Source organism: Streptomyces sp. BF23-19 (assembly GCF_041106355.1).
GTDB lineage: Bacteria > Actinomycetota > Actinomycetes > Streptomycetales > Streptomycetaceae > Streptomyces > Streptomyces virginiae_A.
On sequence record NZ_JBGBPT010000014.1, the window covers coordinates 1 to 26581 of the forward strand.

General features: G+C 72.7%; 22 protein-coding genes. 8 read left to right on the top strand and 14 right to left on the bottom strand.

The annotated features are described in order from the left end of the window. Nucleotides 1-586 precede the first annotated feature (586 nt). Nucleotides 587-1594: a stage II sporulation protein M gene (locus AB8A24_RS10760; protein WP_266392015.1), complete on the bottom strand. Its 1008-nt coding sequence runs from the start codon at nucleotides 1592-1594 to the stop codon at nucleotides 587-589. 113 nt (nucleotides 1595-1707) lie between these two features. On the opposite strand from AB8A24_RS10760, the gene AB8A24_RS10765 reads away from it, so the two are divergent. Further along, entirely contained in the window at nucleotides 1708-2667 is a 960-nt protein-coding gene (locus tag AB8A24_RS10765) for an RDD family protein (RefSeq protein ID WP_369475414.1), read from the top strand. 4 nt (nucleotides 2668-2671) lie between these two features. Here AB8A24_RS10765 and AB8A24_RS10770 read toward each other — a convergent pair whose 3' ends face one another. Both AB8A24_RS10770 and ahcY read right to left on the bottom strand, forming a co-directional pair. Further along, nucleotides 2672-3292, bottom strand: coding sequence for a hypothetical protein (locus AB8A24_RS10770; protein ID WP_328965955.1), 621 nt, complete (start codon nucleotides 3290-3292; stop codon nucleotides 2672-2674). A 109-nt stretch (nucleotides 3293-3401) separates the two neighbouring features. Beyond that, on the bottom strand, nucleotides 3402-4838 hold the full coding sequence (gene ahcY / locus AB8A24_RS10775) for an adenosylhomocysteinase (RefSeq protein ID WP_328963146.1): 1437 nt from the start codon (nucleotides 4836-4838) through the stop codon (nucleotides 3402-3404). A gap of 381 nt (nucleotides 4839-5219) precedes the next feature. On the opposite strand from ahcY, the gene lepB reads away from it, so the two are divergent. Beyond that, nucleotides 5220-5897, top strand: a complete 678-nt coding sequence (gene lepB / locus AB8A24_RS10780) for a signal peptidase I (RefSeq protein WP_328963145.1) — start codon at nucleotides 5220-5222, stop codon at nucleotides 5895-5897. A gap of 60 nt (nucleotides 5898-5957) precedes the next feature. Here the strand turns inward: lepB and AB8A24_RS10785 are convergent, their stop codons facing one another. From AB8A24_RS10785 to AB8A24_RS10810, 6 genes are all read right to left on the bottom strand, one after another. Next, on the bottom strand, nucleotides 5958-6881 hold the full coding sequence (locus AB8A24_RS10785; RefSeq protein ID WP_328963144.1) for a cation diffusion facilitator family transporter: 924 nt from the start codon (nucleotides 6879-6881) through the stop codon (nucleotides 5958-5960). A 72-nt stretch (nucleotides 6882-6953) separates the two neighbouring features. Next, the gene (manA, locus tag AB8A24_RS10790) at nucleotides 6954-8117 is read right to left on the bottom strand and encodes a mannose-6-phosphate isomerase, class I (protein WP_369475415.1); all 1164 of its coding nucleotides are present in this window, start codon (nucleotides 8115-8117) and stop codon (nucleotides 6954-6956) included. 48 nt (nucleotides 8118-8165) lie between these two features. Beyond that, a complete protein-coding gene (locus AB8A24_RS10795; protein ID WP_328963142.1) occupies nucleotides 8166-9299 on the bottom strand; it encodes an SIS domain-containing protein in 1134 nt (377 codons plus the stop codon). Nucleotides 9300-9387: 88 nt separating this feature from the next. Then, entirely contained in the window at nucleotides 9388-9573 is a 186-nt protein-coding gene (locus AB8A24_RS10800; RefSeq protein WP_266392032.1) for a Trm112 family protein, read from the bottom strand. Between the two features lie 272 nt (nucleotides 9574-9845). Beyond that, a complete protein-coding gene (locus tag AB8A24_RS10805; protein WP_328963141.1) occupies nucleotides 9846-11216 on the bottom strand; it encodes a phosphomannomutase/phosphoglucomutase in 1371 nt (456 codons plus the stop codon). 79 nt (nucleotides 11217-11295) lie between these two features. Continuing rightward, nucleotides 11296-11745, bottom strand: coding sequence for a DUF3499 domain-containing protein (locus tag AB8A24_RS10810; RefSeq protein WP_078851479.1), 450 nt, complete (start codon nucleotides 11743-11745; stop codon nucleotides 11296-11298). Between the two features lie 111 nt (nucleotides 11746-11856). Here AB8A24_RS10810 and AB8A24_RS10815 point away from each other — a divergent pair, with 111 nt between their 5' ends. Beyond that, nucleotides 11857-12240, top strand: a complete 384-nt coding sequence (locus tag AB8A24_RS10815) for a metallopeptidase family protein (RefSeq protein ID WP_328963140.1) — start codon at nucleotides 11857-11859, stop codon at nucleotides 12238-12240. Nucleotides 12241-12282: 42 nt separating this feature from the next. On the opposite strand, the gene AB8A24_RS10820 is transcribed toward AB8A24_RS10815, so the two are convergent. The 3 genes from AB8A24_RS10820 to AB8A24_RS10830 form a co-directional block, all read right to left on the bottom strand. Then, complete coding sequence (locus AB8A24_RS10820) at nucleotides 12283-13767, bottom strand: DUF5719 family protein (RefSeq protein WP_328963139.1); 1485 nt, start codon at nucleotides 13765-13767, stop codon at nucleotides 12283-12285. After that, nucleotides 13764-17429, bottom strand: a complete 3666-nt coding sequence (locus tag AB8A24_RS10825; RefSeq protein ID WP_328963138.1) for a glycosyltransferase — start codon at nucleotides 17427-17429, stop codon at nucleotides 13764-13766. Before AB8A24_RS10825 ends, AB8A24_RS10820 begins: the two co-directional genes overlap by 4 nt. A gap of 250 nt (nucleotides 17430-17679) precedes the next feature. Next, nucleotides 17680-17943 (bottom strand): WhiB family transcriptional regulator, encoded by a 264-nt coding sequence (locus AB8A24_RS10830; RefSeq protein ID WP_003983763.1) that lies wholly within the window; start codon nucleotides 17941-17943, stop codon nucleotides 17680-17682. A gap of 628 nt (nucleotides 17944-18571) precedes the next feature. Between AB8A24_RS10830 and AB8A24_RS10835 the strand changes: the two genes are divergently transcribed. The 3 genes from AB8A24_RS10835 (at nucleotide 18572) to AB8A24_RS10845 (ending at nucleotide 21496) form a co-directional block, all read left to right on the top strand. Continuing rightward, nucleotides 18572-19132 (top strand): cysteine dioxygenase family protein, encoded by a 561-nt coding sequence (locus AB8A24_RS10835; RefSeq protein WP_328963137.1) that lies wholly within the window; start codon nucleotides 18572-18574, stop codon nucleotides 19130-19132. 109 nt (nucleotides 19133-19241) lie between these two features. Then, on the top strand, nucleotides 19242-20201 hold the full coding sequence (gene cofD / locus AB8A24_RS10840) for a 2-phospho-L-lactate transferase (RefSeq protein ID WP_266484226.1): 960 nt from the start codon (nucleotides 19242-19244) through the stop codon (nucleotides 20199-20201). Further along, nucleotides 20198-21496, top strand: a complete 1299-nt coding sequence (locus tag AB8A24_RS10845) for a coenzyme F420-0:L-glutamate ligase (RefSeq protein WP_328963136.1) — start codon at nucleotides 20198-20200, stop codon at nucleotides 21494-21496. The genes cofD and AB8A24_RS10845 overlap by 4 nt, the downstream gene beginning before the upstream one ends. Nucleotides 21497-21585: 89 nt before the next feature. Here AB8A24_RS10845 and AB8A24_RS10850 read toward each other — a convergent pair whose 3' ends face one another. After that, nucleotides 21586-22593, bottom strand: a complete 1008-nt coding sequence (locus tag AB8A24_RS10850) for a DNA-3-methyladenine glycosylase 2 family protein (RefSeq protein WP_328963135.1) — start codon at nucleotides 22591-22593, stop codon at nucleotides 21586-21588. Nucleotides 22594-22709: 116 nt separating this feature from the next. After that, nucleotides 22710-24098: a peptidoglycan recognition protein gene (locus tag AB8A24_RS10855; protein ID WP_328963134.1), complete on the bottom strand. Its 1389-nt coding sequence runs from the start codon at nucleotides 24096-24098 to the stop codon at nucleotides 22710-22712. 139 nt (nucleotides 24099-24237) lie between these two features. Here AB8A24_RS10855 and AB8A24_RS10860 point away from each other — a divergent pair, with 139 nt between their 5' ends. Then, on the top strand, nucleotides 24238-24987 hold the full coding sequence (locus AB8A24_RS10860) for a TIGR03089 family protein (RefSeq protein ID WP_328963133.1): 750 nt from the start codon (nucleotides 24238-24240) through the stop codon (nucleotides 24985-24987). A gap of 203 nt (nucleotides 24988-25190) precedes the next feature. Next, nucleotides 25191-26414 carry an LCP family protein gene (locus AB8A24_RS10865; protein ID WP_369475416.1) on the top strand — a complete coding sequence of 408 codons (1224 nt, stop codon included), beginning with the start codon at nucleotides 25191-25193 and terminating at the stop codon, nucleotides 26412-26414. The last annotated feature ends 167 nt before the right edge of the window (nucleotides 26415-26581 follow it).

Below are 26581 nucleotides of genomic sequence, written 5' to 3' on the forward strand. Positions count from 1 at the left end.
CGGGTGCACACATCACTTAGAGCGGGCACGTCATGTCGGAATAAGACCGACGCGCCACAACGTCCTCGCTGTGTTTTCGCCTGCCAGTGCCCGAAGGCCCGACAGGTCTTTTTCAAAGGAACCTCATCCACCGAAGTGGACGGGGTATCAACTTCTGGCGTTGATTTTTGGCACGCTGTTGAGTTCTCAAGGAACGGACGCTTCCTTTGTACTCACCCCCGCGACATCCGCTGGGGCTTTCCTCCGGGCTTTCGTTCTGTTCTTGCGTTTCCGACTCTATCAGACTCTTTCGTGTCCGACTTCCTCGGCGCTTTCCAGGTTTTCGCTTTCGCGTTTTCCCTTTCCGGCGGTTCCGACTCTATCAGAAGTTTTCCACCGGATTTCCCGGCTTCGGATTCCTGAATGAGGAGTCGGTTGTACCCCACTGGAATTCAATTCCTTTTGGGGGCGAGAGAGAGTTTAAACCATCGCTGCCGAACTTGTCCAGTTCGAGGCAACCGTTCGAATCTACCTCCCCGCGCGCTCCGTGTCAACGGTCTTCGCGGGACGACGAGGAGACTAGCAGCTCAACAGGCTTGTACGCACATCAGGCCGCGGTCGGGAGCGTCGCCGTCTGGTCGGCCGCCTCCACGTCTCCCACGTCGCCGGCGCGCGCGGCCCTGCCGCCCAGGATGAAGACGTACAGCAGGAACGCGACCTCGGCCGCGACACCGATCGCGATGCGGGCCCAGGTGGGGAGGCCCGACGGGGTCACGAAGCCCTCGATCAGGCCCGAGACGAAGAGGACCACCGCGAGGCCGATGGCCATGCCGAGGGCGGTGCGGCCCTGTTCCGCGAGGGCCGCACGGCGGGTGCGGGGGCCCGGGTCGATGACCGTCCAGCCCAGGCGCAGGCCCATGCCAGCGGCCACGAACACCGCGGTCAGTTCGAGCAGGCCGTGCGGAAGGATCAGGCCCAGGAAGACGTCGAGGCGGCCGGCGGAGGCCATCAGGCCGATGCCCACGCCGAGGTTGGCCATGTTCAGGAAGAGGATCCAGAGCACCGGTATCCCCAGGAACGCTCCCAGCACCAGGCAGATCGCCGCCGCCTGGGCGTTGTTCGTCCAGACCTGGGCGGCGAAGGAGCCCGCGGGGTGGCTGGAGTAGTACGTCTCGTACTCGCCGCCCGGCTGCGTGAGCGCCTTCAGTTCCTCGGGGGCCGCGATGGCGCTCTGGACCTCCGGGTGCGTGGCTATCCACCAGCCGATGAGCACGCCGAGTGCCGTGGAGAGCAGGGCCGTCGGTATCCACCAGCGGCGGCTGCGGTAGACCGCGGCCGGGAAGCCTGCGGTGAAGAAGAGGGCGGCGTCGCGCCAGCCGGCCCGGCGGGTGCCGGTCACCGTGGCGCGGGCGCGGGCCACGAGCTGGGTCAGCCGGCCGGTGAGCATCGGGTCCGGGGCGCTGGACTGGATCTGCGAGAGGTGGGTGGAGGTGCGCTGGTAGAGCGCGACGAGTTCGTCGGCCTCGTCACCGGTGAGCTTGCGGCCGCGGCCCAGGAGCTGCTCCAGGCGGTCCCACTCCGCACGGTGTGCGGTCACGAAGACGTCGAGATCCATCCGGTTGCCGCTCCCCTGTCCCAGGTCCCCTGGCCATTGCCTATTCCTAGTGTGGTCAGCTTGGCAGACTGGAGGCCTTAGGGGCGGGGGCAGGTCATATGAGAGGTGCTGTGGTGAGCGATCTGGTGACGGGGGACGCGGTGGTCCTGGGGCTCCGGCCCGCGCGGCTGCCGAGCCGCGGGCTGGCGATCCTCCTGGACCTGGCCGTGTACGTCACCGGATACGTGCTCATCTCCGTCGGGCTGACCGTGGCCACGGCCTCGTTGGACCTGGCCGCCCAGGCGGCCGTAGCCGTGGCGACCTTCCTGCTGTTCCTGGTGGGCGTACCGATCGCGGTGGAGACGCTGTCCCACGGGCGGTCGCTCGGCAAGCTCGCCTGCGGGCTGCGGGTCGTCCGGGACGACGGCGGACCGATCCGGTTCCGGCACGCTCTGGTGCGCGGATCCATGGGGGTCGTGGAACTGATCCTGACCTTCGGGTCCATCGCGTGCATCGCCTCGCTGGTGTCGGCGCGGGGCCGGCGGCTCGGGGACGTGTTCGCGGGGACGCTGGTGGTCCGGGAGCGGGTGCCGGGGACGCGCGTGATGCCGGTACCTCCGCCGCCGCCGTGGCTGGCCGGGCGGTTCACCGGGCTGGACCTGTCGGCGGTGCCGGACGGGCTGTGGCTGGCGATCCGCCAGTACCTGACGCGGATGAACCAGCTGGATCCGCAGGTCGGTGCCACGATGGCGGTGCGGCTCGCCGACGATCTGGTCGCGCGTACCGGGGCGCCGCCGCCGGCCGGGGTGCCGGCCGCCGCGTTCCTGATGGCGGTGGTGCACGAACGGCAGACGCGGGACGCCGCCCGGGCGTTCCGGCCGGCTGCCGCCGGGCCTGGCACCGGGTACGCGCCCGCGCCGGCACCCGCGCCGATGCCGATGCCGATGCCGATGCCGATGCCGATGCCGGGGACGATGCCTGTCGTGGCGCCGGTCCCTTACGTGGCTCCCGCGCCGGCGGCACCCGTGGCGCCCGTCGCACCCGTACCGCCCGTGGAGTCTCCGCGCGCCGGCGGGTTCGCGCCGCCCGCCTGAGCGGTCACTGTTCCTCGAAGGTCGAGGGCGGTGTCTCCAGGTGTTCGAGTTCGATGCCGGGGGCCGAGAGCACCACGTCCCCGGCGATGTGGACCGTGTGGACCTCGCCCGTGTCCAGGGCGCTGACCTGGTACTCGTCCACCAGCAGCGGGCCGCTGTCCGTGGGGTGTTCCTGCCGGGCCACAAGGGCCCAGGCCTGGTCGACGGTACGGGGTGCCAGTACCGGGTCGGTGAGGGCCAGGAGCCGGACGCGGGTCGCGGGGGCGCCGGGGGTCAGGCGCAGCAGGCGGGTCGTGGCGACGAGGAAGGCCGGGGAGGTGCCGGTGAAGCCGGGGGCGGCGATGTTGCCCTCGGTGGCCTCGGTGCCGGTGGGGTCGGTACGGACCCAGGTGACGCCGTCGATGGCGGCGCCGCGCACCTGCCAGCTCGCGGCGTTGAGCTCCATGCGGATGGGGCGGCCCAGCTCGTCGACGGCCAGGTCGACGGAACCGCGGTGGTCGCCGTCCGGGCCGGTGAGCTGGGAGACGTAGCGCCAGCCTGAGGGGCCGGGCGCGCAGTGGAAGTGCTCCTCGCCGAGCGGGGTGTGGTCGTGCGGGTCGTGGAGCGAGTAGCGGCCGCGGGGCATGGTGCGCACTCTTCTTGGGGTCGAGGGATACGGGGCAGGCCCCCGGCACGGGTGCCGGGGGCCTGCTTCACGTTCTGCCGCCGCTGATCAGAGGCTGATCAGGGGTTGATCAGTAACGGTAGTGGTCCGGCTTGTACGGGCCCTCGACCTGGACGCCGATGTACGCGGCCTGCTCCGGGCGGAGCGTGGTGAGGCGGACGCCGAGGGCGTCGAGGTGCAGGCGGGCGACCTTCTCGTCGAGGTGCTTCGGGAGCACGTAGACCTCGGTCGGGTACTCCTGCGGCTTGGTGAAGAGCTCGATCTGGGCCAGGGTCTGGTCCGCGAAGGAGTTCGACATCACGAAGGACGGGTGGCCGGTCGCGTTGCCGAGGTTCAGCAGGCGGCCCTCGGAGAGGACGATCAGAACCTTGCCGTCGGGGAACTTCCAGGTGTGGACCTGGGGCTTGACCTCGTCCTTGACGATGCCGTCGATCTTGGCCAGGCCGGCCATGTCGATCTCGTTGTCGAAGTGGCCGATGTTGCCCACGATGGCCTGGTGCTTCATCTTGGCCATGTCGGCGGCCATGATGATGTCCTTGTTGCCCGTGGTGGTGATGAAGATGTCGGCCGTCTCGACGACGTCGTCCAGGGTGGCGACCTGGTATCCGTCCATCGCCGCCTGCAGCGCGCAGATCGGGTCGATCTCGGTGACGATGACGCGCGCGCCCTGGCCGCGGAGGGACTCGGCGCAGCCCTTGCCGACGTCGCCGTAGCCGAAGACGACCGCGACCTTGCCGCCGATGAGGACGTCGGTGGCGCGGTTGATGCCGTCGATCAGGGAGTGGCGGCAGCCGTACTTGTTGTCGAACTTCGACTTGGTGACGGCGTCGTTCACGTTGATCGCCGGGAACAGCAGGGTGCCCTCGGACATCATCTCGTAGAGGCGGTGGACACCGGTGGTGGTCTCCTCCGTCACGCCGCGGATCTCGGACGCGAGCTGGGTCCACTTCTGGGGGGACTCGCCGAGGGTGCGGTTGAGCAGGGTGAGGATGTGGGCGTACTCCTCGGAGTCCGCCGTCGACGGGTCCGGGGCGGAGCCAGCCTTCTCGAACTCGACGCCCTTGTGGACGAGGAGGGTGGCGTCACCACCGTCGTCGAGGATCATGTTCGGGCCGCCGGTGGGGGTGTTCGGCCAGGTCAGCGCCTGCTCCGTGCACCACCAGTACTCCTCCAGCGTCTCGCCCTTCCAGGCGAAGACGGGTACGCCCTGCGGGTTCTCCGGGGTGCCGTTCGGGCCCACCGCGATGGCCGCGGCGGCGTGGTCCTGGGTGGAGAAGATGTTGCAGGAGGCCCAGCGGACGTCGGCGCCGAGGGCGACGAGGGTCTCGATGAGCACGGCGGTCTGCACGGTCATGTGCAGCGAGCCGGTGATGCGGGCGCCGGCCAGGGGCTGCGCCTGCGCGTACTCGGCGCGGATCGACATCAGACCCGGCATCTCGTGCTCGGCCAGGGTGATCTCCTTGCGGCCGAACACGGCAAGGGAGAGGTCTGCGACCTTGAAGTCCATGGGTGCTGCTCCTCATGGTTCGAGAGGGTGGGTACGGCTGGGCCGTGCGCCGTCCTGGGGACGGGACACCGAGCACAGTCCGTCGGGGGTCCTCTCTCCCCTCGGCCGGTCGCAGGGACCGCCCGACCCGCCATCAGCAGCGACGCCTGACACTGGGCACGAATCTACACCGATCGGTGGAGCGAGCCCCAGTCGGACGAGGAAGAAGCCGGGTGGTGATGCGCGGACAGCCGGTGCCGGGAGGGGGCGCGGGCCGCGCCTGACGCGGCGTCGACCAGGGGGTACGGAGAGAGATCCGGTGATCGGGGCCCGACCTCCGTCCAGTTTCGGCCGGACCGTATTCTTCCGGCCGTTCGCACTGGTGGGAGGGGTTACGGAGTCATGGAACACAGACCTGGGCGCATACGGGGGATATGGGCGATCGTCCTCCTGATATCGGGCGTCGCGCTGAACGCCGGCGCGATCGCGCTCATGCTGAGCCTGTTCAAGCCGGTGATCTATGGCGGCGACGCCATGCTGCCCACGCTCAGCGATGGGGACCGGGTCCTGCTGAAGAAGGATCCGCCGGAGGTGCGTCGTGGTGACATCGTCAGTTACGAGAGCGTCGCGTGGCAGAGGAGCGGGCCCTCCATCGGGCGCGTGGTGGCGGTGGAGGGCGACCACATCGCCTTCGCGAAGGGGGACGCCACCCTGACCCTCAACGGGCAGCCGCTCGACGAGCCCTACGTACTGGGCGGCGCTCCCGGGGACCCGGGCTTGAGCTTCGCCGTCTCGGTGCCGAAGGGCCGGGTCTTCGTCCTGGGTGACAACCGGGGCAACTCCGAGGACTCCCGCTACTTCCCGGAGCTCCAGTACGGCACGCTGGCGGTGTCGGACGTGACGGGGGTCCGCGTCCCCGAGAAGAACGCGCTGATGTTGACTTTCGGCCTGGCATCGTCCGTCGGGACCCTCGCCCTTCCCGTGGGGCTCGGGCTGGGCATCGCCGCGCTGGTGGCGCGGCGGAAGCAGCCGGTGCCGGCGGGACCCGTCTGGGGCGCCGTACACGTCGAGGAGTCGTAGCCACCGAAGTGCGAAGGCCCCCGCGGGCTGCTGCTCGCGGGGGCCTTCGGGCGTTCGTGGCTACTTGGTGGCTTCGGGACGGTAGATGTCCGGCTCCAGGTAGATCACCCGGGCGATCGGGACCGCCTCGCGGATGCGGGCCTCGGCCGCGTTGATCGCGTCGGCCACCTGGGTCGCGGTGTCGTTGCCCTCGACCGCGATCTTGGCGGCGACCAGCAGTTCCTCCGGGCCCAGGTGCAGGGTGCGCATGTGGATCACGCGGGTGACGACGTCCCCGTCGACGAGCGCGGTCTTGATCTTCTCGATCTCTTCGATGCCGGCGGCCTCGCCGAGCAGCAGGGACTTGGTCTCCGCGGCCAGGACGATCGCGATCACGATGAGCAGGACACCGATGCACAGGGTGCCGATGCCGTCCCAGACGCCGTTGCCGGTCAGCAGGGCGAGGCCGACGCCGCCGAGGGCCAGCACCAGGCCGACGAGCGCACCGAGGTCCTCCAGGAGGACGACGGGCAGCTCGGGGGCCTTGGCGCGGCGGACGAACTGGGTCCAGGTCTGCTTGCCTCGGATCTCGTTCGACTCCTTGATCGCGGTGCGGAAGGAGAAGGACTCGGCGATGATCGCGAAGACGAGGACGCCGACCGGCCAGTACCAGGCCTCGATCGGGTGCGGGTGGTTGATCTTCTCGATGCCCTCGTAGATGGCGAACATGCCACCGACGGTGAAGAGCACGATGGAGACCAGGAAGGCGTAGATGTAGCGCTCGCGCCCGTACCCGAAGGGGTGTTGCGGCGTCGCCTCGCGCTTGGCCTTCTTGCCGCCGAGCAGCAGCAGCCCCTGGTTCCCGGAGTCGGCCAGCGAGTGGACGCTTTCCGCGAGCATCGACGAGGAGCCGCTGAAGAGGAATGCCACGAATTTGGCTACAGCGATGGCGAGGTTGGCGGCGAGTGCCGCCACGATCGCCTTGGTACCGCCCGACGCGCTCATGGGTGCAGGGTGTCCTTCCTAGCCACTGACTACCGGCCGCACATTGTTGCAGCCGGTGGGAGGGACGCTACGTCAGACCACCACGGTGGCACGGAAGATCGTCCCGCTTCCGGACAGTTCGACCTTTTCGCCCGCCGGTACGAAGACCGACTCGCCGGGACGCAAGGCCAGTTCGCCGGCCTGCGGGGAGCCGGCCGCGCAGAGCAGGATCTGCGGGGTCCCGTCCGCGAGCACCTGGGGGGCTCCGCCGGGCGCCAGGAGGAAGCGGGAGAGCCGGAACTCGTCGATGGGGGTCTCGTAGACCTCCTCGCCCTCGGGGGACGCCTCGGGGCGCAGTACGCCCGGGTCGCTGGGCTCGAACTTCACGATCTTCAGCAGCTCTGGCACATCCACGTGCTTGGGGGTGAGCCCGCAGCGCAGCACGTTGTCGGAGTTGGCCATGAGCTCGACTCCGAGGCCGTCGAGGTAGGCGTGCGGGATGCCGGCACCGAGGAACATGGCCTCGCCGGGCTGGAGTCGGACGTGATTGAGGAGCATGGCCGCGATCACGCCGGGGTCGCCCGGGTAGTCGTGGACGAGTGAGGCGTAGGGCTTGTACGGGCCTCCGAGGCGTTCGGCGGCGGCCGCGGCCTCGGTCACCGTACGGGCCATCTCCGCGCGGTCCGCGGTCAGTACGGCGGTGAGCACCTCGCGCAGGGCCGCCTCTTCGGGGTGGGCGCGCAACAGGTCGACGTACGGTTCGAGCGAGTCGACGCCGAGGCCGGCGAGGAGTTCGGCGGCCTCCAGGGGCGGGCGGAAACCGCACAGGCCGTCGAAGGGGGTGAGCGCGCAGATCAGCTCGGGCTTGTGGTTGGCGTCCTTGTAGTTGCGGTGGCCCGCGTCGATCGGGACGCCTCGGCGCTCCTCGTCGGCGTAGCCCTCCTTGGCCTGGGCCAGGTCGGGGTGGACCTGGAGGGAGAGCGGGGCGCCGGCGGCGAGGATCTTGAGGAGGAAGGGCAGCCGGGGGCCGAACTTGGCGACGGCGGCCGCGCCGAGCTCGCGCTCGGGGCCGGCGGCGATGACGTCCGACAGGGTGGTCTCGCCGGTTCCGCGGTCGAGGCGGGAGGGGGCGCCGGGGTGGGCGCCCATCCACATCTCGGCCTGGGGCTCACCCGTGGGCTCCACCTCGAGAAGGGTGGGGATGGCGGTGGTGGATCCCCAGGCGTAGGGGCGGATCGTGTTCGTCAGGCGGTCCATCGGTCGTCTTCCTGGATCTGGATGAAGGGGCGGGCACGGATGTGTGCCTCAGGTGCGTCCCCCGGAGGCCAGCGCCAGGTAGGCGGTGGCGAAATCCGTGACGGCGAGGAGTTCGGCGAGCTGTTCCAGCTCCACGCCCTCCTCGGGTTCGAGTTCGCTGATGGCCGTGTCGTGGCTGAGGGCGAGTTCGCGGGCGGCGGGGGCGGCGCTGAGGCCGTCGGCGGGCCGGTCGCGCAGCAGGACGACGCGGGCGCGCAGGGCCTGGGGTTCGTCGACCCGGTCACGGAAGAAGTCGTCGGGGTCGGCTCCGGCGGCGAAGGCTCCGGCGAGCAGGACGCCGTGGGCGGGGAGCGCCTCGGGGAGGGTCGCGGCCAGTGCGGGGCGGCCGGCGAGTTCGGCGAGGGTCGCGGCGAAGCGGCGGCCCGCGGAGCCGGCGGCGGTGCCCTCGCTCCAGATGAGCGGGAGGGAGTCGGCCAGCTCGGCGGCGAGGGTCTTGGCCGGGTTGGAGTACGTGGCGATGGCGGGGCCGCAGCGTTCGGCGGTGCGGTCGAGCCGGTCGGCGACGAGCTGGAGGGTGTCGGGGGCGGCGGTGATCAGGCCGACCCGGTCGAGGAGCACGAGCAGGGGTGTGAGCAGGGCCCACAGGGCGCCGGGTCCGGCCGCGGCGGATTCGTCGTACTCCTGGTACGGGGCCTTGGCCATCGGTACGAGGAGTCCGTGCGCCCCGTCGACGGCCTCGCTCAGCGGTGAGCGCTCGGGGGCGACGGCGACGACACTGCAGCCGCGGCGGTACGCCTGCTCGGCGAGGACGGCGAGGCCGGGCTCGGTGCCGTCGGTGGTGGCGATGAGCAGCAGGTCCACGGGGCCGGCCCAGCCCGGCAGCGCCCAGCGCAGGGCGCCGGCGGCGTGGGCGACGCCGGTGGGGTGGAGCCGGATGACGGGTGCGGAGGCTCCGGCGAGGGCGCCCAGCAGGTCGGCGACGCCGGTGGCGGCGGTGCCGGGACCGGCGATCAGGACGGAGCGCGGGCGGCCGTCGGGGCGCAGCTCGGCGAGGCCGGCCTCGCTCGCGTGCCGGGCGGCGGTACGGACTCTGGCTCCGGCCTCGGCCGCACCGCGGAGCAGGCCCCGGCGGTCGACGCGGGCGAGATCGTCCGGTGCGTCGAGGAGCGACTCGTCGAGCATGGCGGCCTCCGGCGGTGTTGACGGATCCAGGGTGGCGGAATCGGTCTCAGCGTCTGCGTCTGCCCTTGCTGCGCGGGCGCGGCAGGGGTCAGGCGGGGCGGCGGGCCTCGTCCACGAGGAGCACGGGGATGCCGTCACGGACCGGGTACGCGAGGCCGCAGTCCTGGCCGGTGCAGATCAGTTCGGGGGCCGTCTCGTCGGCCGACTTGTCCTCGAGGGGCGAGTGGCAGGAGGGGCAGGCGAGGATCTGCAGGAGGCCGGCTTCGAGCGGCATGGGGCGATTCCCTTCGGGCATGTGGGTGGGGCGAGGTCAGCGTACCGCCGAGTTCGTGGCGGTGCGGTGTCGTGGGGGCGGGTTGGGCCGGGCCCCGGGGCCTGTGCCCCGGGGGAACCCGGCTCCGCCGGCACCGGGCTCCGCCCGGACCCTCCCCCAGCTACCGCTGGGAGGTGCCCCCTGCTCCAACGCCGGCGAGGCTTGATCGGGCGGAGCCAGGCTCCCGGGTTCCGCCGGGTGCGCGCCTCGAACGCCGGCGAGGCTGGATGAGGTCAGGCGCGGATGAGGGACAGGGCCTCGTCGCGGACCTTCGCCAGGGTGGCCTCGTCACGGGCCTCCACGTTCAACCGCAGCAGCGGCTCGGTGTTGGAGGCACGGACGTTGAACCACCAGTCCTCGGCCGTCACCGTCAGACCGTCCAGCTCGTCCAGGGTGACACCCTCGGTGTCGCCGTAGGCGGCCTTCACCGCCGCCAGACGGGCCGCCTGATCGCCGACCGTGGAATTGATCTCCCCCGAACCCGCGTACCGGTCGTAGGAGGCCACCAACGCCGACAACGGACCGTCCTGACCACCCAGCGCCGCCAGCACGTGCAACGCGGCCAACATGCCCGTGTCCGCGTTCCAGAAGTCCTTGAAGTAGTAGTGCGCGGAGTGCTCGCCGCCGAAGATGGCGCCGGTCTTGGCCATCTCCTCCTTGATGAAGGAGTGGCCGACGCGGGTGCGGACGGGGGTGCCGCCGTGCTCGCGGACGACCTCGGGGACGGACCAGGAGGTGATCAGGTTGTGGATGACGGTGCCCTTGCCGCCGTTGCGGGCCAGCTCGCGGGCCGCGACCAGGGCGGTGATCGCCGACGGGGAGACGGCCTCGCCGCGCTCGTCGACGATGAAGCAGCGGTCGGCGTCGCCGTCGAAGGCGATGCCGAGGTCCGCGCCTTCGGCCAGTACGCGGGCCTGGAGGTCCACGATGTTCTTCGGGTCGAGGGGGTTCGCCTCGTGGTTCGGGAACGTCCCGTCCAGCTCGAAGTACATGGGGACCAGGTCGAGGGGGAGGCCCTCGAAGACGGTGGGGACGGTGTGGCCGCCCATGCCGTTGCCCGCGTCGACGACGACCTTGAGCGGGCGGATGGCGGTGAGGTCGACCAGGCCCGTCAGGTGCGCGGCGTAGCCGGCGAGGGTGTCCTGCTCGGTGATCGTGCCGGGGACGGTGCCGGCGGCGATGGCGGGGGCGCCCTCGTCGGTCCACTGCTCCGCCAGCTCGCGGATGCGCGAGAGGCCGGTGTCCTGGCCCACGGGGGCCGCGCCGGCGCGGCAGAGCTTGATGCCGTTGTACTGGGCCGGGTTGTGGGAGGCCGTGAACATCGCGCCGGGGAGGTTCAGCTCGCCGGACGCGTAGTACAGCTGGTCGGTGGAGCACAGGCCGATCAGGGTGACGTCCACGCCGCAGGCGGCCGCACCGCGCGCGAAGGCGGCGGACAGGCCCGGGGAGGAGGGGCGCATGTCGTGGCCGATCACGATCGCCGTGGCGCCGGTGACCTCGACGAAGGCGGCACCGAACAGTTCGGCCAGCGGCTCGTCCCATTCGTCCGGTACGACGCCTCGTACGTCATATGCCTTGACGATGTTCGTAAGATCTGCGGCCACTGCCTGCCCTCCTGAGGTGTTCTGTGCGGTTCGGCAAACCTACCTCGAACCTTGAGGGGCTTTTCAGACGGTCCTGGCGTCAGGAATCGGGCGAACGCAAGACCCGCAGGTGTCCGCGACGGGTCTCGCCGGGGACCGGGCGGCTTTGACCGGAACCGCCGGCCTCCACCGCCCGCTCGGGCGGGCGGGCCGCCTCGCGTACGGCGTTGGCGAGGGCTTCGAGATCGTCGCCGCTGGGCCGGGACGGCGCGGAGCCGTCGGACAGGCGGACGACGTCCCAGCCGCGCGGCGCGGTCAGGCGCTCCGAGTGCTCGGCGCACAGGTCGTAGCAGTGGGGTTCGGCGTAGGTGGCGAGCGGGCCGAGAACTGCGGTCGAATCGGCGTAGACGTACGTCAGTGTCGCGACGGCAGGGCGGCCGCACGCAGTGCGCGAACAGCGACGTACAAGGCTCACGACGTTGGACGGTACCGCACTCTTGACCGGGCCGCGACGACTCCACCGCCGCTCACTCCCCCGTGTCGTGCTCAGGGCTACCCTGCGGGGGTGACGGACACCCCTCTTCCTCCCTGCCCCGCAGAGCCCCCCGCGGGGGCCCCGGCCGAGCCGCGCCCGCGCCGACGGGACCGGCACGGGCGCGGGATGCGCGGTCCGGTGGCCCCTCCTCAGGTGCCGCTTTCGGCGAGCCGGTCGGAGCTGTTCGGGGACCTCGTACGGGACTCCGTGGAGCGGCTGGAGCGGCGCTGGCCGCAGCTGTCCGAGGTGGAGTTCCTGATCGGTGACGTGCCCGGGCCGCCGGGCGGTCCGGACGGTGGCTGGAACGACGAGGCGGTGCCGCTGGGCGCGGTGCAGGAGCCCCGCGAGGGGCGGCCGGCCCGGATCGTGGTGTTCCGGCGGCCGGTGGAGATCCGGGCCAAGACGCGGGACGAGAAGGCGATGATGGTCCACGAGATCGTCGTGGAGCAGGTGGCGGAGCTGCTGGGGCTGTCGCCGGAGACGGTCGATCCCCGGTACGGCGAGAACTAGGCCGGCTCCGGCCTGGGTCGGGCGTACCGGGGCGCCGCCCTGTCAGCGCGTCAGGACGGAGAGGTCCTGGGCGGCCTTGGGGACCGAGACCGTGGAGTGGTCGTCCGAGAGGGCCTGGACCGTGAACATCGCGATGCCCTCGTGTGGGAGGGACAGGGTGCGGGCCGCGTGGACCGGGCCGCCCGAGAGGGTCTCGACGGTGAGGGCGTAGGAGCCCTTTCCGCCCGCCGGGGCCAGGGACAGCGTCTGCGTGGTGCCCGCCTTGACCGTGACCTCCTGGGAGGCCGGCTCGCCGCCTCCGGTGCCCGGCGAGGCGGTCACCTTGACCTTCGCGTCGGCGCCCGGCGCGGTCAGCGCCAGCAGGGTGGTGTTCTCCTCGGGGCGGTTGTCGGCCACGGTCGCCCGTACGCCGACCGGCCCGGTGGCGGGGATGAAGCCGATCTCCTGCTTGGCGCCGCTGCCGCGGACCACCCGTACCGCCGCGACGACCGGGGCGGACTTCTTGGGGTCGGAGGGGGTCAGCAGCAGCGAGCCGGGCTCGCCGCGGGTCAGGTCCTTGAGGTCCACGGCCGCCGTCATACCGGCCTTGACGTGCAGCTGCTCGTTGCCCGCCGGGCTGATCGAGCCGCCCGGTGCGGCCAGGCGCACCTTCAGGTCGGCGTCCTCCTCGCCCGGTACGAGGACGACCAGCCGTACGGAGGCGGCGTCCGCCGGGATGCCGGGCAGGACGAGCGAGCCCGCCGGGTCGGCGGAGGCCGGCAGCCAGTCGGCGCCCACCCCCTCCTCGCCGACCTGCACCGAGGCGCCGACCCGGCCCGCGCGGGTGGTCACGTGGGCGGTGGCGTCCGCGAGCTGGGCGCCCGGGACGAGGGTGGACAGCAGGACGGTCTTGGTGGACTTGGGGTCGACCCGGATGCTCTCGCTGGTGCCGGCGTCGGGCTTGGCCGGACCGTCCGGGCCGAAGATCTTGATGTCGACGATGGCGGCGGCGTCGTCGGGGTTGGTGAGGTGGACGTAGTCCTCGCGCCCCTTGGCCGTGCTGACCGCGGGGAACCAGAAGTCGGTGCCGGGGGCGGTGCAGCCGACGCCGAGCACGCCGCGGCTGCGGCCGACCGAGACCTTGGTGGTCAGCTGTGCGGTCCAGCCGGGGGCGAGGGCGCCGTCGGCGCTGCCGGTGAGGGCGGGCGCGTCGGCACCGCTGGCGGTGGCGCCGAAGGGCTTGCCCTGCTCCTTGGGTTCCAGCACCGGCTTGGCGTCCTTGGTCGCGCCGAGCAGTCGGGCCGAGCCCTTGCCCTCGCCGGCGGGGGCGCCGGGGGTGAAGGCCGTGTACGTGGTCTCGGCGATGTCCGAGGAGCTGGGCCCGGGGCACACCAGCAGGGACCGCTCCACCGGCATCCGGGCCGCGGTGGCGGCTTTGGTGTCGGCCGCCTTGCCGTCGGCGGCGGGTGCGGTGAGGGCGGCGACGCCGGTGAGGGCGGCCAGGGCCGCGGTCACCGCCGCCAGCGTCAGGGGTGCGCGCTGCTTCACTGCTGGGGGCTCCCGTCCGGGCGCTGGTCGTGCGGTGCGTGGGGCTGGTGGGGGTCGTACGGCGGGTAGGGCTCGTACGGGTAGGGGTACTGCTGCTGGTCCGGGTCCTGGACCGGCTGGTGCTGCGGCTGTTGCGGGTACGGGTCCTCGTAGCCCTGACCGGCCTGTCCGGCCTGTCCGCCCTGCTGAGCGCCCTGCTGGTCGTACTGCGGGTACTGGTCGTAGGGGACCTGCTGCTGCGGCTCGTACGCGTAGCCGCCCTGGTCGCCGTAGGCCTGGTAGGCGTAGCCGTCGTCGCCGTACACGGGCTGCGCCGGGATCTGCGCGTACGGGTCGGCGACCTCGGCGGTCTCCACCGGTACGGGGGCCGGTTCGGCCTCGGCGCGCAGCCGGCGGGCGCGGCGGCCCTCGCCGGCCTCGCCCGGGCCGGGCTGGGACGGGAGCGCGGCCTCCTCCTCGGGCAGGTCGTCGTCGAGCTCGGCACGGCGGCCGGGCAGGGCCATCACCAGCAGGACCAGGGCGAGCAGGCCCTGGGTCCAGTACCAGGCGGTCCGCAGCAGGGAGTCCTCGTGGACGAGGTCGAGGCGGCCTCCGTCGGCGGGCAGTTCGAAGCCCTGGGCCCAACCGTCGACGGTCTTGGGCTTGAGGGCCTTGCCGTCGAGGGTGGCCTGCCAGCCTTCGTCGGCCCGGTCGGCGATGCGCAGGACGCGTCCCGCGTCACCGGCGGGGATCTTGCTGTGGGCCTCGACGGGTCCGGAGGCGACGGGGATCGGGGCCTCGCCCTGCTTGCCGGAGAGGATGACGGCGCGCGGCAGCCAGGGTTCGACGCCCCACAGGGCGGTGCCGTCCTGCTGGTGGCGACGGCTGAGGCCGGGGGTGGCGTCGAGGACGCGGCGGATCTCCTCGGGGCCGCCGGGGCGGAACATCACGAAGCGGATGGCGAAGGCGCTGAGCTGGCTGGACTGGTCGGCGCCGGAGCCGGCGACGAGGTTGGAGACGACCTTGTCGAGGCGGGCGTCGCCGCCGGTGCGGGCGGTGACCTCCGCGTCGCCGATGCGGCCGCCGGAGCCGCGGACGAGGCTGTAGGAGACGGTGGCGGGCGGTTCCAGGTCGAGGATCAGGGTGCGGGTCTGGTTGTCGTCACCGCCCGCGTCCGCGACGAAGGCCGGGACCTGTACGGGGTCGCGGCGCTGCAGCGGGCCGTCGGCCCCGGCGACCATCCAGGTGGCGGCGGCGATCAGCGGTCCCACGGCGGCGGCCAGGGCGATGAGGGCGGCCAGTGGTTGGCGCCAGCCGAAGCTGCGGGCGGCGACGCGTTCCTTGGCCCCGTCGGCGCCGAGCGCGGCGGCCGCGAGCAGGGCGAGCCCGAAGACGAGGGTGGCGGGTCCGGCCCAGGCGGTGCGGTTGAGGACGACGGCCAGGAGCAGTCCGGCCAGGGCGGCGGCCCAGGCGGTGCGGACGGCGAAGGCGCGGTCGCTGCGCAGCAGGGCGGCCAGGGCGGCCAGGACGATGCCGACGAGCACGGCTCCGGGGCCGGTGCCGGGGCCGCCGGGGCTGATGGCGAGCAGGCCGAAGGCGTCGGCGGAGCCGACCCCGTAGGGCAGTCCGGCCTCGTGCAGGAGGCGGCCGGGGTGCGTGAGCAGGCCCAGTGACCAGGGGGCGAGCACGAGGAGCGGGACGGCGAGGGTGGCGAGCAGGCGCAGGCCGTACGCCTTCCAGTGCGCCCGGCGCAGGACCAGCGCGCCGATCCCGAGGACGGCGGCGAGCGGCCATACGACGGGGGTGAAGGCGGTGGTGAGGGTGAGGAGCAGGATGTACGTCCACACCGCGCGCCGGCCGCCCCGTCGGTCGGCGGCTTCCGCGCCGTCGGCGAGGTCGAAGGCGGCGACGGCGGCACGGGCGAGGAGCGGGAGCACGACGGCGAGGACGGCGGTGCCGAGGCGGCCGCCGGCGAGGGCGCCGGTCACGGCGGGGAGGAAGGCGTAGGCGATGGCCGCCCAGGCGCGCAGCAGCCGGGATTCGACGAGGGGCCGGGAGGCGAAGTAGGCGGTGAGGCCGGCGAGCGGGACGGATCCGACGAGCAGCAGGGTCAGGGCGGCCTGGGTGGACCCGAACAGCAGGGTGGCGAGGGCGCCGAGGACGGCCAGGTAGGGCGGCGCGGAGGCGGTGGAGCCGGTGCCGACGGCGTGCCAGCTGTCGGTGTAGGCGCCCCAGAGGTCGGAGCCGCTGCCGGGGGCGGGCAGCAGGGCGCCGCCCATGAGGGAGCCGCCGCCGATCAGGGCGCGGCAGGCGGCGAGGGAGACGAGGGCCAGGAGGGCGAGGAGGACGGGCGCGGGGTTGCGGGCGAGCCGCTTGAGGCGGGCGAAGCGCTCGGTCTCCACGAGGTAGTCGCCGTCCTCGCGGGGGGCGTCGAGGACGCTGCCTCCGCCGTGCCGGCCCGCGGGGGCGGTCGCGGTGTCGCGGTCGCCGCCGAAGTAGCCGGCGAGCTGTTCCGCGTTGGCCCGCAGGGAGGCTCCCGGCGGGGGGAAGAGCGGGCGCAGTTCGGTGGCGGGGACGGCGGGGCGGCGGCGGGCCTTGCGCGCGGCGAGGAGCCGGCCGGGGCGGAGCAGGGTGGCGAGGAGGCCGGTGAGTTCGTCGACGGCCTGGCCGGGGGCCTTGCCGATGAGGTAGGCGAGGGTGCGCAGCACGGTGCCGAGCAGGACGCGCAGCAGGACGTACGGCAGGGCGCGGCCGGAGCTGTTGGCAAGGATCGTGTAGACGGCGCCGGCCTTGTCGACGCGGTGCGGGCCGGCGGTGGTGCGGCCGGCGCAGTCGACGGTGCGGCGTTCGCGGGCGGCGGCCTCGGCGTGCCGCAGGACGGCGTCGGGGGCGACGAGGACGGTGTGGCCGGCGCTCTGGGCGCGCCAGCACAGGTCGACGTCGTCGCGCATCAGGGGCAGGCGCCGGTCGAAGCCGCCGAGCTCGTCGTAGACGTCGCGGCGGACCAGCATGCCGGCGGTGGAGACGGACAGGACGGGGCGGACCTGGTCGTGCTGGCCCTGGTCCTGTTCGCGGCGGTCGAGGCCGGTCCAGCGGCGGCCGCTGCGGGCGATGGTGACGCCGGCTTCGAGGAGCTGCTTCTTGTCGTACCAGCCGCGGAGCTTGGGGCCGATGATCGCGGCGTCGGGGTTCTCGTCGGCGACGCGGAGCAGTTCGGTGAGGGCGTCGGGTTCGGGGGCGCTGTCGTCGTGCAGGAGCCAGAGCCACTGGACGGGGTCGCCGTGGGGGAGGTCGGGGAGGTCGTACGTGTCGTCGCGCCAGGTGCGGCTGACCGGGTCCCAGCCGCTGGGGCGCTTGAGGTACGGGAGGTCCTCGGGGGTCAGGGTGCCCGCGCTGCGGGCGGATTCGTCGACCGCGGTGCCGAAGCCGGTGCGGCGGGCGAGGTGCAGGACGCGGTCGTCGCCGAGGGCCTCGGTGAGCAGCCGCGCGGATTCGTCGGCGCTGCCGGTGTCGGCGGCGATGTGGTTCTGCGCGGGGCGTTCCTGGCCGAGGAGACCGGCGAGTGTCCGGGGCAGCCAGCGGGCGCCGTCATGGGCGACGAGGATCGCGGTGACGACGTGCCGGGGGAACTCGGGTGTGGCGGGGGCCTGGTAGGAGGCCGTCGACTGGCTGTGCAGGGACATCGCGGTACGGGCCCTCCGGCCGGGGGTCCGGGGGTGGTGTGCCCTCGGAGGCTGCTGGACAGCGCCCCACCCTAACGGCTGCCACGACAGCGGTCCGCCTCCTGCGGGGAAGGTGCAGGAGGCGGACCGTGTGCCGTGCTGTGTGTCGCGCTCGTCGTCCCGTGCTGCCGGTTCTGCGGTACGTGCCGTGGTGCGTTCGATATGTCGTGCGATGTGCGGTAGGTGCCCCGGCGGTGGTGCGCCGACCGTTTCAGACCGCTGCCTTTTTCAGGCGGCGGCGTTCCCGCTCGGACAGACCGCCCCAGATGCCGAATCGCTCGTCGTTGGCGAGGGCGTACTCGAGGCATTCGGAGCGGACTTCGCAGGCGAGGCAGACCTTCTTGGCCTCGCGGGTGGAGCCGCCCTTCTCGGGAAAGAAGGACTCGGGGTCGGTCTGGGCGCACAGAGCGCGCTCCTGCCACCCGAGCTCTTCGTCCGCCTCCTCGACCAGCAGTTCCTGAAACAGCTCGGTCATGTGCGCCCCTCGCTCTGTCTGTGCGTCCCCGTGACGATGCCGTCACTGATTGCTACGTAACGACACGAGTGAAATTACAAGTGCGTGGCTCCGGGGCAGTCAAGCCGAGATCTGCTATTGGGCCCCTTATTCACTCTGCGGAACCAAGCCTATGCAGAAAGTGTTCATATCGCCAAAAATCGTGACACATGCCACCGGCACCACAGGATGCCGCCTTTACCCGTATTCCACGTGCCACCTCCGGGCGGGGTTGCGGTCCGGCCGGAGAAGCGGCGCAGATCACATTCAGGTCACGGAAGTCGGGATCTGGTTTGAGCGCCGACACAGCGCCACATCCCCTGGCGCACACTGCACAAACCTTTCTCCGGGCACGGTAACCGGATGAGGTGAAACTTTTGCCCCAAACCGGACATTGGGTTGACAGTCAGGCCCCCCAGCCGTTCTCCTTGTTCGCATGTCAGCGCCCGCAGCCGCCACCCGGACCCCCATTCGTGGGTTCCTGTGCGCTGCCCAGGTTCGCTGTTGCTGTTGCAGCTGTTGATGCCCGCGGAGCCCCGGCTCCTCAGAGCTCCGGCCCGCCCCCGCAGCAACCGCCAGCACGACTGACATCCGTCGAGGTACCCCCACGATGAACAGCACGAACAGCGCCACCCCCACCGCTCCCGCCGCCTCCGCCGCCGCTTCCGTCGCGCCCGCCACGGTCGAGAGCGACCTCCAGATCGCCGGCGACATCCTCGCCGTCCAGCACCTGCTCCAGCCCGCCCGGGAACACCCGGCCACCGTCGCCGAGTTCGCCGGCCTCGCCCGCTCCATCGCCGAGGACCGCGCCTCCTGGGAGCACCTCGTCGAGTACGACGCCACCACCCGCTGGTACCACCGGCTGCGCACCGGCCCCGGGTACGAGGTCTGGCTGCTCAGCTGGGTCCCCGGCCAGGGCAGCGGCCCGCACGACCACGGCGCCTCCTCCGGCGTCATGACCGTCCTGCAGGGCGAGCTCACCGAGCACACCCCCCGCGGCCGCACCACCCACCGCCCCGGCACCCAGCGCGTCCTGGCCCCCGGCCACGCCCACGAGGTCGTCAACGACACCCTCGACGGCGCGGTCAGCCTGCACGTCTACTTCCCCGGCCTGACCGCGATGCCGATGCACAGCTGCTCCCCGGCCGAATCCGCGTCCGTACCCGCCTGACCTCGATCGGCCCGACCACCACCGCTCGACGACAGCCTTCGGCTGACAGTCCCACCCGTCACCCGACCACCACCCCTCGACGACAGCCTTCGGCTGACAGACTGTCTGTATGCGCATTGTTGTTCTGGCCGGCGGTATAGGCGGCGCCCGGTTCCTGTCCGGACTCAAGTCGGCGGTGCCCGACGCGGACATCACGGTCATCGGCAACACCGGTGACGACATTCACCTCTTCGGGCTCAAGGTCTGCCCCGACCTGGACACGGTGATGTACACCCTCGGCGGTGGCATCAACGAGGACCAGGGCTGGGGTCGCAGCGACGAGTCCTTCACCGTCAAGGAGGAACTCGCGGCGTACGGGGTCGGACCCACCTGGTTCGGCCTCGGCGACCGCGACTTCGCCACCCACATCGTGCGTACGCAGATGCTCGGCGCGGGCTACCCGCTGAGCGCCGTCACCGAGGCCCTCTGCGACCGCTGGCAGCCCGGCGTCCGGCTGCTGCCCATGTCCGACGACCGGGTCGAGACCCACGTCGCGATCACCGAGGCCGGCACCGGCGAGCGCCGCGTCATCCACTTCCAGGAGTACTGGGTCCGGCTGCGCGCCTCGGTGGACGCGGAGGCCGTCGTACCCGTGGGGGCCGAGCAGGCCAAGCCCGCCCCCGGTGTGCTGGAGGCCATCGCCGCCGCCGACGTGATCATCTTCCCGCCGTCCAACCCCGTGGTCTCCGTCGGCACGATCCTCGCCGTCCCCGGCATCCGGGACGCCGTGGCCTCCGCCGGGGCGCCCGTCATCGGTCTCTCCCCCATCGTCGGGGGCGCACCCGTGCGCGGGATGGCCGACAAGGTGCTCGCCGCGGTGGGCGTCGAGTCCACCGCCGCCGCGGTCGCCCTGCACTACGGGACCGGGCTGCTGGACGGCTGGCTCGTGGACACCTCCGACGCGGACGCCGTCGCGGAGGTCGAGGCCGCCGGGATCACCTGCCGCGCGGTGCCGCTGATGATGACCGACGTGGAGGCCACCGCGGAGATGGCCCGCGCCGCGCTGGAGCTGGCGGAGGCCTCCCGGTGACGCGGGTGCCCGCGTACGAGGTGCGGGCGCTCGACGGGATCCCGGAGGTCAGGCCGGGCGACGACCTGGCGAAGCTGATCACGACGGCCGCCCCCGACCTGCGGGACGGGGACGTCCTGCTGGTCACCTCGAAGATCGTCTCCAAGGCCGAGGGCCGGATCGTGCACGCCGAGTCGCGTGAGGCCGCGATCGACGCCGAGACCGTACGGGTGGTCGCGCGCCGGGGTCCGCTGCGGATCGTCGAGACCCGGCAGGGCCTGGTGATGGCCGCCGCCGGGGTGGACGCCTCCAACACCGCCCCCGGCACGGTGCTGCTGCTGCCCGAGGACCCGGACGGCTCGGCCGCCGCGATCCGCGCGGGCGTGCGCGACACCCTGTCGGTGGACGTGGGCGTGGTCGTGACGGACACCTTCGGGCGGCCGTGGCGCACCGGACTGACGGACGTGGCGATCGGCTCGGCCGGGGTGCGGGTCCTGGACGACCTGCGCGGCGGCACGGACGCCCACGGCAACCCGCTGAGCGCGACCGTGGTGGCCACGGCCGACGAGCTGGCCGCCGCCGGTGACCTGGTCAAGGGCAAGGCGACCGGGCTGCCGGTGGCCGTCGTGCGCGGGCTGGCCCACGTCCTGGGCGAGGGTTCCTCGGCCCGGGACCTGGTGCGCTCCCCCGCCGACGACATGTTCCGGCTGGGGACCTCGGAGGCGGTACGGGAAGCCGTGACGCAGCGCCGCACCGTACGGGCCTTCACGTCCGAGCCGGTGGACCCGGGCGCGGTACGGCGGGCGGTGGCGGCGGCCGTGACGGCCCCGGCCCCGCACCACACGACGCCGTGGCGGTTCGTCCTGCTGGAGTCCGAGGCCTCCCGGGTGCGGCTGCTGGACGCGATGCGGGACGCGTGGATCGCGGACCTGCGGGCGGACGGCAAGTCCGAGGAGTCCGTCGCGAAGCGGGTCAGGCGCGGGGACGTGCTGCGGGCCGCCCCGTACCTGGTGGTGCCGTGTCTGGTGACGGACGGCGCGCACCACTACGGGCACGCCCGGCGGGACACGGCGGAGCGGGAGATGTTCGTGGTCGCGATGGGCGCGGGCGTGCAGAACCTGCTGGTGGCACTGGCCGGGGAGCGGCTGGGGTCGGCGTGGGTCTCCTCGACGATGTTCTGTCGGGACGTGGTGCGCGAGGTGCTGGAGCTGCCGCAGGACTGGGACCCGATGGGAACGGTGGCGGTCGGCCACCCGGCGGCGGCCCCGGCGGACCGGCCGGGACGCTCCGCGGCGGACTTCATCGAGGTGCGGTGACGCCTGCGGCGAGCCCGGCGGATCGGCGGTCCGCCCTGCCCTGCCGGGCGGACCCCGGTCCGGCGTGGCGGGGCGCCTGACGACAGGACTCAGAGGCGGCCGATGTCGCCGCGCGGCATACGGGGCGCGCGGCGGGGCGGGGTGCGGCCCGCGAGGAGGACGAGGCGGGCCGCGCGGTGGCGCTGGCCCGCGTACGGGGCGAGCAGCTCCAGCATGGCGGCGTCGTCGGCGTCGCGGTCGCCCGCGAGGGCGTAGCCGATGATGCCGGGCAGGTGGAGGTCGCCGGTGGTGATCGCGTCGGGGTCGCCGTTGCTGCGCTGGAGGGTTTCGGCGGAGGTCCACGGGCCGATGCCGGGGACGGCCTCCAGTCGGCGTACGGCCTCGGGCAGGTCCATAGCGGCCGCCTCCTCCAGGCGGTTCGCCACGCGGGCCGCCCGCACGATGGTGGCGGAGCGCTTGGCGTCGACCCCGGCCTTGTGCCAGTCCCAGGACGGGATCATGGCCCAGGTGCGTGCCTCGGGCAGGACGTACAGCTCCGGGCCGGGGCCCGGTGCCGGCTCGCCGTACTGCCGGACGAGCCGGCGCCAGGCGCGGTAGGCCTCGTCGGCGGTGACCTTCTGCTCCAGGACCGTGGGGATCAGCGATTCGAGGACGAGGCCGGTACGGGTGAGGCGCAGGCCGGGCCGGCGGCGGTGGCTGGCGTGCACGAGGCGGTGGCGGGGCACGAAGGCGGCGGGGTCGTCGCCCGCGCCGAGGAGCGCCGGCAGCTGTTCGAGGAACCAGTCGGCGCCGGGGCCCCAGGCCTCGGCGGTGACCTCCGGGCCGGTCCCGAAGACGCGCAGGGTGGCGGCGAGGCCCTCGGGGCTGCGGCCGGTACGCCAGACGGAGCCGTCGGGGGTGGTGCGGAAGGTGGGGTCGCCGGGGCCGCGGCGCAGCGGGCCGAGGACGAGCCCGAGGTCGACGGGGCCGTCGGGGGTCCAGCGGCGTTCCTTGGCCCCGGAGGCGGTGGCGGCGCCGGTGGCGGCGCGGCCGGCGGGTACGTCGGTCCGGCCGCCGCGGACGGCGGCGCGGGTGAGGGGATCGAAGCGGCCGGCCATGCCCCGAGCGTAGCGCCGCGGCGGGCGCCACCCCCGGTGGCTCCGCCCCGGACCCCGCGCCTCAAGCGCCGGCGGGGCTGCATTCGGCCGCTGCCGCCCCTACGCGTCGCCGGGTACTACGGCCGGCCCTGGAGTTTGGCCGAGGTCGTGCGGGTCGTGGGGAGCTTGCCGTAGAGCTTCGTGCCCGGGCATTGGGTGGCGAAGCCGTCCCGGTGGCCGGAGATGACGTTCATCGACACGTTCTTGCCCTTGGGGAAGAGGTTGCCCCCGCCCGAGGTCAGGGTGGTCTTCGCGCGCGGGTCCCGGCCGAAGAGGCCGAGCTTCCAGGCCGTGAGGCGGGCGACGGAGTCGACCACCGCCGCCGGTGGGGCCGTGGAGGTGAAGGTGCCCAGCACCGCGACGCCCATGCTGTTGGTGTTGAAGCCCATGGTGTGCGCGCCGAGGACCGCCTTGGAGACGCCGCCCGCGCGGCCCTCGTAGACCGTGCCGCACTTGTCGACGGCGAAGTTGTAGCCGAAGTCCCGCCAGCCGTTGCTGATCACGTGGTAGCGGTACAGGCTGCGCAGGACCGCCGGGGCGTCCTTGCAGGCGTAGTTGTTGCCGGAGGCGCTGTGGTGGACGAAGGCCGCCTTGACCGTGCTCGTGTAGACGAAGCCCGACTCGCGCAGGCCCTCGTCCGCGCCCCAGCCCCTGCGGGTGACGATCCGCGGGCGCGGGCCGATGTACGGGGCGGCGGCCGCGGTCAGTTCGCCGTCGCTCGCGAAGACGGCGTCGGCGGTGGAGTCGGCCTTGTCGAGTGCGGTGATCTCGTTCGCGCCGAGCGAGGCGTGCGGGACGTTCGCCGCGGAGGCCTCGGCCGTCCCCATCGACATGGCGGGCACCGCCACCTCGCCCTTGCCGTCGCCGTCCGGGCCTGTGTTCTTGCCGTCGGACCCCGTGGTGGGGGTGTCCGCGCCGGGGTCGACGAGTTCGATCCGCATGCCCGTGGGCAGCCGGGAGGGGGCTCGGGTGGTGGGAGCGCCGGGTTCGGCCTGGACGCGGACCTCCACGGCGTCGGACTCGCCCACCCACAGCGGGGCGGTGGCGCCGCGGATCTGCCGCGAGCCGCGTTCCGCCGCGTCGAGGTCGGCGGCGTGCTCGCCGTTGTGGGTCTCGACGTCCTGCCAGTCCGACCAGGTGGCGGTCCGGGTGGAGCGGGTCCGCACCTGGACCCGGCCGTGCAGTTCGGTGGTCGCGTCGTCCCAGACCACGCCGACCAGCGAGAACGTCTTGACCTCGCGGGTGGTGAGGCCCTGCGTCTCGGGGCGGCCCGCGGAGGCGCTCATTCCGGGGACTCCGGGCGTCCGTGTCGCCGAGGGTCCCAGCGGGACGAGCGGCAGCGATTGGGTGGACCCGGCGGGGGTTACGGGGGCGGTCTCGGCCAGGGCGGGAGTGGGGAGCGCGAGGGGCAGGGCCAGTACGGCGGCCGTCGCGACGCCGATCGAGGAAGCAAGGAATCCACGCATGAAAAGGATGGTGAACACGCGGACGGCCGCTCGCCATCCGAGAACTGACGCTCCGTCCGACGCGCCGCGTGTGCCCCTCCCCCGTACGGAGGAGCCGGCCGCCCCCGTACGGGGGACGGGCCCGCGTACGCTGTGCCGGGTGAACGCCACTGACCGCACCCCTGCCGACCTGCTGCGATCCGCGCTCGCCGCCGATCCGGGCCGCCCGCTCGTCACCTTCTACGACGATGCCACCGGCGAGCGCGTCGAATTGTCCGTCGCGACCTTCGCCAATTGGGTGGCCAAGACCGCCAATCTGCTCCAGGGCGACCTGGGGGCCGAGCCCGGGGACCGGCTCGCGCTGATGCTCCCGGCGCACTGGCAGAGCGCGGTGTGGCTGCTCGCCTGCGCGTCCGTCGGGGTCGTCGCGGAGATCGGCGAGGACCCGGCCGGTGCGGATCTCGTCGTCAGCGGGCCGGACACCCTGGAGTCGGCCCTGGCGTGCGGCGGTGAGCGGGTGGCGCTCGCGCTGCGGCCACTGGGCGGACGGTTCCCGCAGCCGCCGGCCGGGTTCGCCGACTACGCCGTGGAGGTACCGGGGCAGGGCGACCGCTTCGCGCCCTTCGTGCCGGTGGATCCCGAGGGCCCGGCGCTGGTCGTGGACGGCGGGGAGCTCACGCAGGCCCGGCTGGTGGCCCGCGCCCGCGAGGACGCGGCGAAGCTCGGCCTCGGCGAGGGCTCGCGCGTGCTGACCGGGCTCGGCTACGACACCTGGGAGGGCCTCTCGGCCGGGCTGTACGCCGCGCTCGCCTCGGGCGGGTCCGTGGTGCTGTGCCGGAACCTGGACCGGCTCCCGGCGGCCGGGCTGGCCCAGCGCAGCGAGAGCGAGCGCGTCACCCACACCGTCTGATCGCCGCCCGCCGTCTGATCGCCGCCCGGAGGCCTGTCCCCCACACTGGTGAAGGGCAGGTACGGGCGATTTGTCACCCGCATGGCCCTAGACAAGGCCCCGCCCCCGGGCTGCTCCGGCGACCCCGGGGCAGCATCGGCAGTGGCCGTGCTCACCCGTACGGCTGACGGCCCGCAGTCGTAGCGGCGAGGGGACGGACGCCAGTGACGGACAGCGCAGGCATACCGGGCGGCACCGCGGCCGGGGGTCCGGGGCGGACCCCGCGCAGCCGCGGGCGTCGGCGCCGCCTGCTGCGATGGATCGGCCTCGGAGCGGTCTTCCTGGTCCTGGCGGGTACGGCCACCGGCTGGTGGCTCTACAACAAGCTCGACGGGAACATCACCGAGGACACCTCGGCCGCGGCCGAGCTGAGGCGCTACGAGCGCGAGCGCCCTGCGCACCTGGCCACCGGGGCCCAGAACATCCTGCTGATCGGCTCGGACTCGCGCTCCGGCAAGGACAACGCCCGGTACGGGCAGGACGGGGGCACCCAGCGCTCGGACACCACGATCCTGCTGCACCTGCCGCAGGACCGCCGGAGCGCGACCGCGGTGTCGATCCCCCGCGACCTGATGACGGACATCCCCTCCTGCCTGCAGCCGGACGGGAGCCGCACCGCCGCGCGGTTCTCCCAGTTCAACTGGGCGTTCCAGTGGGGCGGGGCCGCCTGCACGATCCGTACGATGGAGAAGCTCACCGGGATCCGGATCGACCATCACATGGTGATCGACTTCGGCGGGTTCAAGAAGATGGTCGACGCCATCGGCGGGGTGGAGGTCTGCCTCAAGGACCCGGTGAACGACTCCGAGGCCAAGCTGCGGCTCGCCGCCGGCCGCCAGATCCTCCGGGGCGAGCAGGCGCTGGGCTACGTCCGCGCCCGCCACAGCCTGGGCAACGGCAGTGACACCGAACGCATGGACCGGCAGCAGCAGTTCCTCGGATCGCTCGTCAAGAAGGTGCAGAGCAACGGGGTGCTGCTCAATCCGACCCGGCTGTACCCGCTGCTGGACGCGGCGACCTCCTCGGTGACCACGGACCCGGGACTGGCCTCGCTGCGCGGCCTGTACGAACTCGTGCGGGGCATGCGGGACATCCCGACCCATCAGGTCAAGTTCCTGACGGTGCCCCGCAAGCCCTACGCACCCGACCCGAACCGGGACGAGCTGGTCGAGCCCGACGCGGAGCGGCTGTTCCAGCAGCTGCGGACGGACAAGCCGGTCACGGTCGCCCCGCCGAAGCCCACCCCGACCGCGGCTCCGGCCGAGGCCGCCGGGGCGGACACGGAGGCCGGTTCGGACACGGACTCCACGGACGAGGGAACCGTCACACCTCAGGTACCCGTCCCTACTTTCACCGGAACGACTGCGGGCAAGGCCGACTGCCGGTAAAGCAATCCCAAAAGCCGGTGACCGAACCGAGTGGGATGGGCGGTTCGCCCCGTTATAAGGGGAGTGGAATTTGTCACCAGCATGGTTTGCCGCCGAACAGGGCGGATAGGGTGAGCGATCCGGTGCCCGGCCGGACCAGAGGCGGGCACCAGCAGCCGGATCGTTGA

Bases quoted from the DNA above. Each gene is read 5' to 3' on its own strand.
- AB8A24_RS10760 (WP_266392015.1), bottom strand. From the start codon at position 1,594: ATGGATCTCGACGTCTTCGTGACCGCACACCGTGCGGAGTGGGACCGC.
- AB8A24_RS10770 (WP_328965955.1), bottom strand. From the start codon at position 3,292: ATGCCCCGCGGCCGCTACTCGCTCCACGACCCGCACGACCACACCCCG.
- ahcY (WP_328963146.1), bottom strand. From the start codon at position 4,838: ATGGACTTCAAGGTCGCAGACCTCTCCCTTGCCGTGTTCGGCCGCAAG.
- lepB (WP_328963145.1), top strand. From the start codon at position 5,220: ATGGAACACAGACCTGGGCGCATACGGGGGATATGGGCGATCGTCCTC.
- AB8A24_RS10785 (WP_328963144.1), bottom strand. From the start codon at position 6,881: ATGAGCGCGTCGGGCGGTACCAAGGCGATCGTGGCGGCACTCGCCGCC.
- manA (WP_369475415.1), bottom strand. From the start codon at position 8,117: ATGGACCGCCTGACGAACACGATCCGCCCCTACGCCTGGGGATCCACC.
- AB8A24_RS10795 (WP_328963142.1), bottom strand. From the start codon at position 9,299: ATGCTCGACGAGTCGCTCCTCGACGCACCGGACGATCTCGCCCGCGTC.
- AB8A24_RS10800 (WP_266392032.1), bottom strand. From the start codon at position 9,573: ATGCCGCTCGAAGCCGGCCTCCTGCAGATCCTCGCCTGCCCCTCCTGC.
- AB8A24_RS10815 (WP_328963140.1), top strand. From the start codon at position 11,857: ATGCGCGGTCCGGTGGCCCCTCCTCAGGTGCCGCTTTCGGCGAGCCGG.
- AB8A24_RS10825 (WP_328963138.1), bottom strand. From the start codon at position 17,429: ATGTCCCTGCACAGCCAGTCGACGGCCTCCTACCAGGCCCCCGCCACA.
- AB8A24_RS10830 (WP_003983763.1), bottom strand. From the start codon at position 17,943: ATGACCGAGCTGTTTCAGGAACTGCTGGTCGAGGAGGCGGACGAAGAG.
- AB8A24_RS10835 (WP_328963137.1), top strand. From the start codon at position 18,572: ATGAACAGCACGAACAGCGCCACCCCCACCGCTCCCGCCGCCTCCGCC.
- cofD (WP_266484226.1), top strand. From the start codon at position 19,242: ATGCGCATTGTTGTTCTGGCCGGCGGTATAGGCGGCGCCCGGTTCCTG.
- AB8A24_RS10850 (WP_328963135.1), bottom strand. From the start codon at position 22,593: ATGGCCGGCCGCTTCGATCCCCTCACCCGCGCCGCCGTCCGCGGCGGC.
- AB8A24_RS10855 (WP_328963134.1), bottom strand. From the start codon at position 24,098: ATGCGTGGATTCCTTGCTTCCTCGATCGGCGTCGCGACGGCCGCCGTA.